Source organism: Arthrobacter sp. 01T428 (genome assembly GCF_056398685.1).
Map to the genome: position 1 here is coordinate 845000 of NZ_JBFTPW010000001.1, position 8699 is coordinate 853698.

The following is an 8699-nucleotide window of genomic DNA, read 5'->3' on the forward strand; positions in this document are numbered from 1 at the left end:
ACTCCATGACTGAACACGGCCAGCAGCTCACCACGGACGCTCCGCAGCGAAAAAGGGAACGCCTGGCCCGAGCAGCACTGTCGCGGCTGATGGAACCGCAAGATGCGGCCGGGCTCGCCCTGGTCAAGGCTGCCGGGGCCGTTGACGGTCTCAAAATCGCGACCGGCGAGCTCGCTCCCGGGCCCGGGCTTGAGCAGGAAGTGGCTTCCTTGTTGGTTGACAGCGGGGTTTCCAACCCGGGGGCCGGATTGGCTGCTGCACTACGGCGGTGGGCGCCAAGGATCCCGGACCTTGCCCCGGAACGTGATCTTGCCACCATGCAGCGCCTCGGCGGCCGTATGGTCATCCCTGGCGACCCGCTATGGCCCGTGCAGTTGGCAGATCTGGGCCTCCATGAACCGCTGTGCTTGTGGTGGCGGGGACACGAAGTGGAGTTCCCACCCGTAAAGCGGGTCGTGGCCCTTGTCGGCTCACGGGATAGCACCAGCTACGGGGCCTCCGTAACGGGCGACTTCGCCTACGGGCTGGGTCAGCGCGGCTGCACCGTCGTCTCCGGAGGCGCGTACGGGATCGACGCCCACGCACACCGCGGGGCCTTGGCCGGGGGCACGAACAACATGCCGACTATCGCTGTGATGGCCGGGGGCGTGGACCGATACTATCCATCCGGAAACGAGGATCTGCTGCGTGCCGTGGCGAACCAAGGGGCGGTCATTGGTGAGGTTCCCCCGGGCTCGGCGCCCACGCGTTACAGGTTCCTTCAGCGAAACAGGATCATCGCCGCTTTGGCGGCCGTGACCGTCGTGGTGGAAGCGCGATGGCGTTCGGGTGCGCTGAATACGGCCCATCATGCTGAATCCATCGGCAGGGCCGTCGCCGCGGTCCCGGGGTCCATCCACAGCGCCAACTCCGCAGGCTGCCATCGGCTCCTCAGGGATGGCGGGGCTGTCTGCGTCACGGATGTCGGCGAAATCGCGGAAGTGGCGGGGTCGAGCGGTGAGGGGCTTGTCGAGGACAAGGAAACCGCTGCCTCGGACCACGACGGACTCACGCTTGAGGACCTGATCTTGCTCGATGCCCTGCCGGTCCGTTCGACGAGCTCCGTGGAGAAGCTCGCGGTTGTGGCAGGACTCAGCCCCGAGTCCGTCAGGGCGGGTCTTGGACGCCTAGGCCTGTTGGGGTTGGCGGTATCAGTGAGCGGCGCGTGGAAGAGGTCCGGGAAGAGATTTTGAGGGGGAGTGCGGTGCGGGCCTGGTGGGATCACACGAGCCCGGACCTTGGCCGGCTCCCGCACGGAACGTGGCGATGCCGGCCGTCGGGCCCCTCGGCTGGCACAGTGGAAGGGTGCAAGAGAATCCGCTCCCCGTAGCGCTCGCCCGGTCCGTCGAGGACTTCCGGCGTTACCTCGACAGCGAGCGGGCCCGGTCCGCCCACACGGTGAGGGCCTACATCGCTGACGTCGAGAACCTGCTGCGCTTCGCTGCCGCGGAGGGCGTGGAGAAGCTCGCAGATTTGGAGCTCGGCACGCTCCGGCGTTGGCTGGGGGCACAAAGCGAATCCGGCCGGTCCAGGGCAACACTCGCCCGGCACGCCGCGACGGCCCGAGCGTTCACTTCCTGGGCCCTTCGGGAAGAACTCATCGCCTCAGACCCTGCTCTTCGCCTTCAGGCCCCCAAACGGGACCACACGCTCCCTGGGGTCCTTCACCAGCAGCAGGTCTCGAGGATCTTCGAGAACCTGTCAGAGGCAGCCGCGGATGGCTCTCCGATGCCGTTGAGAAACCGCGCCGTCGTCGAATTGCTCTATGCCACCGGAATCCGCGTCGGCGAGCTTGCCGGCCTGGACATCGATGATCTCGATCCGGACCGCCGGACTCTTCGCGTGCTCGGCAAGGGCAACAAGGAGCGGACGGTGCCCTACGGGGTACCGGCTGCGCTCGCCGTCGACGACTGGCTCCGCCGCGGCCGGCCACGGCTCGCAAATGAGCGTAGCGGACCGGCACTTTTTCTCAGTTCACGGGGCAACCGCATCGATCAGCGCCAGGCCCGCAGCGTCGTCAACGACCTGCTGGCCGCCTTGGGGGATACCGCCGCGACCGGACCCCACGCGCTGCGCCACACTGCCGCCACCCATCTGCTCGATGGCGGGGCGGACCTGCGTGCCGTGCAGGAAATTCTGGGACACAGCAGCCTCGCAACAACCCAGATTTACACCCATGTGTCGGTGGACAGGCTTCGCAAGAGCTATCAGCAAGCCCATCCCCGTGCTTAGAGACCCGGAAACCGTGCAACACTTCGATGAGTCCCGAGGAAGGAAATCCGCTCGTCCGTGAATCGCACTGGCGTAATTCCGGTCCGTACGGCAAAATGAAAGCACTGTGGGGAAACTTTCAACCTAAACTTGAACGTTCTTCCGCTGCGGAAAAAATCATAGATAGGTAGGGAAACCGGAACGGCGCGGCACCCGCGCAGCAAAATTTCATCCAGGCAGAGGTCGTTGGGGAAGACGTACCTACAGCTATGGAGGATGGAATGTCTGTTGCAATAACCCGCGGTGTCCTGTTTGTGCATTCGGCCCCTACTGCGTTGTGCCCTCACGTCGAGTGGGCCATCGGATCGGTCGTTGACAAGCGGACCGATCTCGAGTGGACCCCTCAACCTGCCGCGCCCGGAATGTTCCGCGCCGAGCTCTCTTGGGTAGGAGTCCCCGGAACGGGCGCCCAACTGGCTTCGGCACTGCGAGGGTGGGCGCACCTTCGTTACGAAGTGACCGAGGAGCCCAGTCAAGGCGTGGACGGCGCGCGCTGGTCGCACACACCGGAGCTGGGTATCTTCCATGCCGTCACCGATGTCCACGGCAACATCATGGTGACAGAGGACCGCATCCGCTACGCCTACGAGTCGGCGGCTGGAGATCCCGCCGCCGTCTACCACGAGCTTTCCTTGGCGCTCGGTGAGGCCTGGGACGAAGAGCTCGAGCCGTTCCGGCATGCCGCCGAAGGCGCTCCCGTGCGTTGGCTCCACCAGGTCGGTTAGGGAACACCGTGCCGGTCGGGGAACACTAGCCGGGCCAGGGAACAAAGTTCCCGAAGACAGTTTTTCCATAGCACAAGAGGAGGGCCCCACCGTGGTGGGGCCCTCCTCTTGTGCGTAGCTTGTGCCTCGAACCGGCAGCGACTGTCAGACGTTGCGGATGGCGATGACGGCGTTGTGGCCGCCGAAACCGAAGGAGTTGCTCAAGGCGACGATGTCACCGGCGGGCAGAGTGCGTGCCGAAGTGACGACGTCGAGCGGGATCTCCGGATCCTGGTTCTCAAGGTTGATGGTCAACGGAGCCTGGCGTTCGTAGACGGCGAGGACCGTCAGCACTGCTTCCACGGCCCCTGAAGCGCCCAACAAGTGGCCCATCTGCGACTTGGTGGCAGAGACTGCCACATTGTCGACGTGAGCGCCCAGCGCGGCACGGAGGGCCGTGTACTCGGGCTTGTCACCGACAGGCGTCGAGGTGGCGTGGGCATTGACGTGCACCACGTCCTCGGCCTGGATGCGGCCATCGAACATGGCGGCCTTCAAAGCCCGGGTTGCGCCCAGGCCTTCCGGGTCCGGTGCCGTGATGTGGTAGGCGTCGGCTGTGACCGATGTACCGGCGAGCTCGGCGTAGATGCGCGCTCCGCGGGCGATCGCGTGCTCTTCGGCCTCGAGGACCAGGGCGCCGGCGCCTTCACCCATGACGAAGCCGTCGCGGTCGCGGTCATATGGCCGCGATGCGTGCTCCGGATCGTCATTGCGGCGGGAAAGGGCCTGCATCGAGGAAAACGCGGCGAGCGGCATCGGGTGGATGGCAGCTTCGGCGCCACCGCACACGACGACGTCGGCCTTGCCCGAGCGGATGAGGTCCAGGCCGAGGTGCATCGCCTCGGTGCCGGAAGCGCAAGCAGAAACGGGGGTGTGCGCACCGGCGCGGGCACCAAGGTCAAGGCTGACAGCGGCGGCGACGCCGTTCGGCATGAGCATCGGGACCGTCATGGGAAGGACCCGGCGGGGGCCCTTTTCCCTCAGCGTGTCCCAAGCGTCCAGGAGCGTCCAGACACCGCCGATGCCCGTGGCGAAAGCCACTGCAAGGCGGTCGTGGTCGATTTCGGTGATACCGGAATCTGCCCAGGCCTCGCGGGCGGCGATGACACCGAACTGCGTGGACGGGTCCATGCGCTTGGCTTCAACGCGGCTCAGAACTTCGAGGGCCGGCGTCGAGCACCGGGCGGCAAAGTGGACCGGAAGGTCATACTTGGCAACCCACTCGTCCTCGAGTGTGTGGGCACCGGAGACCCCTTTGAGCGCGTTCTTCCACATCGTGGGGACGTCGCCGCCGATGGGCGTTGTGGCGCCCAGACCGGTTATGACTACTTTGCGTGCCATGAGATCACTCTCTGTCGGATCAGCCAACCCACGTGCTGTTCTCACTGGGGAGGCAGGAAAAAACTCTGGGAGATATAGCAGCTGTGCCGGGCTTCGGATGCAACAGGGCGCACCCGAAGTCCGGCACAGTTGAGGCCAGGCTAGGCCTGTGCGTTCGAGATGAAGTTGACGGCGTCGCCGACGGTCTTGAGGTTCTTGACCTCTTCGTCCGGGATGCGCACGCCGAACTTCTCTTCAGCGTTGACGACGATGGTCATCATGGAGATGGAGTCGATGTCCAGGTCCTCGGTGAAGGACTTGTCCAGCTCCACGGCTTCGGTGGCGAGGCCGGTCTCTTCGTTCACGATTTCAGCCAGGCCGGCCAGGATTTCTTCGTTGCTAGCCATTGTTGGCTCCTTTTCTTGTTGTGCCGGCTATTGCCGGAAATGGGGGCAAACCGCGGTTACGGCTTGGGTTTCAAAGCACTATTCAATTGAAGGTAGGCGCGGTCCGAAATTACGGAAGAACGATTACCTGGGCGCCAAACACAAGACCGGCACCGAAGCCGATCTGCAAGGCAAGGCCACCGCTGAGTTCCGGGTTCTCCTTGAGGAGTCGGTGCGTGGCCAGCGGAATGGAGGCGGCAGAAGTGTTTCCCGCCTCAGCGATGTCCCGGGCGACCACCACGGTTTCGGGAAGTTTGAGCTTCTTGACCATCTCGTCGATGATCCGCATGTTGGCTTGGTGGGGGACAAACGCCGCCAGGTCCGAGGCTTCGATCCCTGCGGCATCGAGGGCTTGCTGGGCAACTTTCGCCATTTCCCAGACTGCCCAACGGAAGACCGTCTGGCCGTCCTGGCGGAGCGTCGGCCAGACATCCTGCGCTGCGGAAATAATGGCCTGATCGTCGGATTCGTCCGAATGGCGGGCTGTCTCGCCAAGGTGGCGCACTTCGTCGAGGGAATGCGTCATGCCGATCGCGTTCCACTTGCTGCCATCGGATCCCCAGACAGACGGGGCAATACCGGGCGTATCGGACGGGCCGATGACAACCGCACCGGCGCCATCGCCCAGAAGGAAAGAGATGGTTCGCTCATGGTTGTCGATGACGTCGGAGAGCTTCTCGGCGCCGACCACCAGGACGTATTCAGCCGCGCCGGATCGGACCAAGGCATCGCCCTGGGCAATTCCGTAGCAGTAGCCTGCGCATGCCGCGGAGATGTCGAAAGCCGGTGCCGGGGTGGCGCCCAAACGGTCGGTGAGGGCGGCAGCCGCGGAAGGCGTGGCATACGGGTGCGTGACCGTGGAGACGATGACGGCACCGAGCTGGGAAGCCTCAATGCCGGCCTGCTTGAGCGCCTCGCGGGCAGCTCCCTCGGCCATGTCGATGACGCTGACATCGGCCGCGGCGCGGTGGCGGGTCACGATGCCCGTGCGCTGGCGGATCCATTCGTCCGAGGAATCGATCCACTGGCAGACGTCGTCGTTCGTGACGATGATGTCCGGGCGGTATGCCCCGATGCCGACAACGCGTGAGTATTCGTTCCTTGGTGCCTGCTTGAGTACGGGGGCGCTCATGCGTCTCCCTCCAATTCCGCGAAGAGTGCAAGTGCGGCGGACAGATCATCCGGCGTCTTGACGGCAACGGTTTTCACGCCCGGCATGCCGCGCTTGGCGAGGCCTGCAAGCGTGCCGGCCGGTGCCAGTTCGATGAGTCCAGTGACTCCGCGCTGGACCAGGTTCTCCATGCACAGGTCCCAACGCACCGGGCGCGAGACCTGGGCGATCAGGCTTTCGACGGCGGCGCCGCCGTCGGTGACTTCCTGGCCGTCGAAGTTCGAGAGCAGCGGAACCGTGGGAGCCTGCGGCTTAAGGGACGGCCGCAGTGCTTCAAGTGCGCTCACGGCCGGAGCCATGTGGGAAGTATGGAATGCTCCGGCGACCTTCAGCGGGATGACCCTGGCTTTGGCCGGCGGGTTGTCAGCCAGTGCCTGGAGCTGTTCGAACGTGCCTGCCGCAACGGTCTGGCCTGCGCCGTTGACATTTGCCGGCGTTGCGCCGGCGGCCTCAATAGCGGAAAGCACTTCGGCCGGATCGCCGCCGACGACGGCACTCATCCCGGTGGGGGTGACGGCGGCGGCAGCGGCCATGTTGTTGGCACGCTCGCGGACGAACGTCATGGCTTCTTCCTCGCTCAGGACACCCGCAAGCGCCGAGGCCGTGATCTCTCCGACCGAGTGGCCGGCAAGGACGATCGGAAGGGTACTGAGTTCGACGTCGAACAGCGATTTCGCTGCCACGAGCCCTGCGGCGACGATCAAGGGCTGCGCGACGGCGGTGTCCTTGATGGTTTCTTCATCGGAGGTGGTGCCGTGGGCCTTGAGGTCGATGCCTGCGATTTCGCTCAGGGAGGCCAAATGGCCTTCTACGGAAGGGAGCTCCAGCCAAGGGGCCAAAAATCCAGGGGTCTGGGAGCCCTGTCCAGGGCAGACGATTGCAAGCACGTAACCAGCTTTCCAAATTGCCGCGTGAACTACTGGTGTTTGCGTACACCAAGCTCACTGGGTCAGTTTGTAGGAAGTCTACAACGGTTCAACCCGCGGATCGGGTACCGTGACGCTCCGACGTCGCCTTTGGCTGGGCCGAAAGCCTGCCCACAACCAGTGCGGTTTGGAGTACGAAAGCCTCCCGCGGGAGGAGCGGGTCCCACCCTGTGACGTCGCAGACGCGCTTGAGACGATACCGCACGGTGTTCGCGTGGACGAACAGCTCGCGGGCAGTCGCTTCGAGGGAATGGCCGAGTTCCAGATAGGTGCCGAGGGTCTCTACAAGGCCGTTTGAAGCGGCCAGCAGCGGCCGGTAAATGTTCTTGATGAGGGAACGGCGGGCGGCGTCGTCGCCTGAGACGACCCGTTCCGGGAGGAGATCGTCCGCCGCTACAGGTCGCGGAGCCGAAGGCCAAGCCTTGGCAGCGGTGAGCCCTGCAAAGGCCGCCTGGGCGGAGCTGCTTGCCTCCAACAGGGAGCCGGCCTCGGGTCCGTAGACCACCGCGCCCGGGGCGAAAAGTTCGCTGAGTTTCAGATACGCGGTGTCGCGGTCTTGCACGCCACCCAGAATCAGGATGAGGCGGTCGCCTTGGATGCCTACCAGTGCGTCCTCAGCGTAGCGTCCGGCGGTCCGGCGCAACTCGCTCACATAGCTTGCGCTTGGTTCCGACGGCGAGTTTCCCACCATCACCGTGAATCGCTCCTGGGCCTTCCAGCCGAGGGCGGCGATACGGGAACGAAGGGCATCGGTATTCTCGCCCCGGAGGATGGCGTCCACAATCAGGGCTTCGAGCCTGGTGTCCCAGGAACCGCGGGACTCGGCGGCGCGCGCATAGACATCCGCGGCGGCGAATGCCACTTCCCGCGAATAGCGCAGGACTGCTTCGCGCAAAGACGGTTGGTCGGCTTCCGGCGCGATCACCGGGACCTGGTCCTCCACCACCTCGACGACGATCCGGATCAACTGGAGGGCCTTTTGCAGGCTGATGGAGCGGGTCAGCTCGGTGGGAGCATTCCCGAAGACGTCCGTCAGGATCCACGACGGCGAGCTCGGCCGCTCGTACCACGTCACGAAGGCCGCGATTCCGTTTTGGGCTACCAGGCCCAAGGCTGAACGTTCGTCGGAGCTCAGCCGGCTGTACCAGGGCAGCGATTTCTCAAGCTTGCGCATGGTGGTGGTGGACAGCTGCCCCACATTGGCGCGGAGCCGCTTGAGTGTCTCCGCCTTTTCCGGTGTTACCGTGCGCGCGGCCGCTTTGCGTTTCGCGGGGGTTTGAATCGGCTCTGCCATTCCTTGAGCATACGGCGCATCATCCACAAGCTCCATTTGTGCGAAGGCTACAACTGAGATTGGCGCGCGTCACGCGATGGCAGCGCCGTTTGCTGCTTTGTGGCGATTGTTGAAGCCGGGTGTTAAAGCCCGACGGCGGCCCGCACCTTTCGGTGTGGACCGCCGTCGAGATGTTGCTTGGGTTCGTTGTGCTTCGCTGGAGGCTTAGCTTTCGCCGCCTGCCCCGCCGGTGGTGCCGGCGTTGACATCGAGGAGACTGTACTTCTCGATTGCCTGGGCCGCCGCCTGTGCGTCAACTTCGCCTCGGCGGGCGAGCAGTTGCAGGGTCTTCACGACGATGGAGTGGGTGTCGTTTTTGAAGAAGCGGCGTGCGGCTTGGCGGGTGTCGGAGAATCCGAATCCGTCGGCGCCGAGGGAGGCGAATTCGTTGGGGATGAATTGGCGGATCTGGTCCGGGACGGCTTTCAT

9 protein-coding genes are annotated in these 8699 nt (G+C 64.6%); 3 read left to right on the forward strand and 6 right to left on the reverse strand.

The genetic code is table 11. The features are described 5' to 3' along the window. The first annotated feature begins 5 nt into the window (after positions 1-5). From dprA to AC1DJB_RS03980, 3 genes are all read left to right on the forward strand, one after another. Entirely contained in the window at positions 6-1232 is a 1227-nt protein-coding gene (gene dprA / locus AC1DJB_RS03970) for a DNA-processing protein DprA (RefSeq protein WP_476909950.1), read from the forward strand. Positions 1233-1305: 73 nt separating this feature from the next. After that, a complete protein-coding gene (locus tag AC1DJB_RS03975; protein ID WP_370872218.1) occupies positions 1306-2271 on the forward strand; it encodes a tyrosine recombinase XerC in 966 nt (321 codons plus the stop codon). Positions 2272-2531: 260 nt separating this feature from the next. Further along, positions 2532-3035 carry a DUF3145 domain-containing protein gene (locus AC1DJB_RS03980; RefSeq protein ID WP_284988323.1) on the forward strand — a complete coding sequence of 168 codons (504 nt, stop codon included), beginning with the start codon at positions 2532-2534 and terminating at the stop codon, positions 3033-3035. A gap of 144 nt (positions 3036-3179) precedes the next feature. Here the strand turns inward: AC1DJB_RS03980 and fabF are convergent, their stop codons facing one another. From fabF to AC1DJB_RS04010, 6 genes are all read right to left on the reverse strand, one after another. Continuing rightward, positions 3180-4415 (reverse strand): beta-ketoacyl-ACP synthase II, encoded by a 1236-nt coding sequence (gene fabF / locus AC1DJB_RS03985; protein ID WP_241710849.1) that lies wholly within the window; start codon positions 4413-4415, stop codon positions 3180-3182. 140 nt (positions 4416-4555) lie between these two features. Beyond that, complete coding sequence (locus AC1DJB_RS03990) at positions 4556-4801, reverse strand: acyl carrier protein (RefSeq protein ID WP_028267518.1); 246 nt, start codon at positions 4799-4801, stop codon at positions 4556-4558. A 109-nt stretch (positions 4802-4910) separates the two neighbouring features. Beyond that, complete coding sequence (locus AC1DJB_RS03995; protein ID WP_284988322.1) at positions 4911-5972, reverse strand: beta-ketoacyl-ACP synthase III; 1062 nt, start codon at positions 5970-5972, stop codon at positions 4911-4913. Next, on the reverse strand, positions 5969-6898 hold the full coding sequence (locus tag AC1DJB_RS04000) for an ACP S-malonyltransferase (protein WP_059387753.1): 930 nt from the start codon (positions 6896-6898) through the stop codon (positions 5969-5971). The genes AC1DJB_RS03995 and AC1DJB_RS04000 overlap by 4 nt, the downstream gene beginning before the upstream one ends. 88 nt (positions 6899-6986) lie before the next feature. After that, a complete protein-coding gene (locus tag AC1DJB_RS04005) occupies positions 6987-8231 on the reverse strand; it encodes a PucR family transcriptional regulator (protein WP_059387754.1) in 1245 nt (414 codons plus the stop codon). 204 nt (positions 8232-8435) lie between these two features. Then, on the reverse strand, positions 8436-8699 hold a 264-nt coding region (locus tag AC1DJB_RS04010; protein ID WP_476909951.1), incomplete at its 5' end, for a hypothetical protein.

Excerpts from the sequence above, each read along its gene's own strand:
- AC1DJB_RS03980 (WP_284988323.1), top strand. The coding sequence starts at position 2,532 with ATGTCTGTTGCAATAACCCGCGGTGTCCTGTTTGTGCATTCGGCCCCT.
- fabF (WP_241710849.1), bottom strand. The coding sequence starts at position 4,415 with ATGGCACGCAAAGTAGTCATAACCGGTCTGGGCGCCACAACGCCCATC.
- dprA (WP_476909950.1), top strand. The coding sequence starts at position 6 with ATGACTGAACACGGCCAGCAGCTCACCACGGACGCTCCGCAGCGAAAA.
- AC1DJB_RS03990 (WP_028267518.1), bottom strand. The coding sequence starts at position 4,801 with ATGGCTAGCAACGAAGAAATCCTGGCCGGCCTGGCTGAAATCGTGAAC.
- AC1DJB_RS04005 (WP_059387754.1), bottom strand. The coding sequence starts at position 8,231 with ATGGCAGAGCCGATTCAAACCCCCGCGAAACGCAAAGCGGCCGCGCGC.
- AC1DJB_RS03995 (WP_284988322.1), bottom strand. The coding sequence starts at position 5,972 with ATGAGCGCCCCCGTACTCAAGCAGGCACCAAGGAACGAATACTCACGC.
- AC1DJB_RS03975 (WP_370872218.1), top strand. The coding sequence starts at position 1,306 with ATGCCGGCCGTCGGGCCCCTCGGCTGGCACAGTGGAAGGGTGCAAGAG.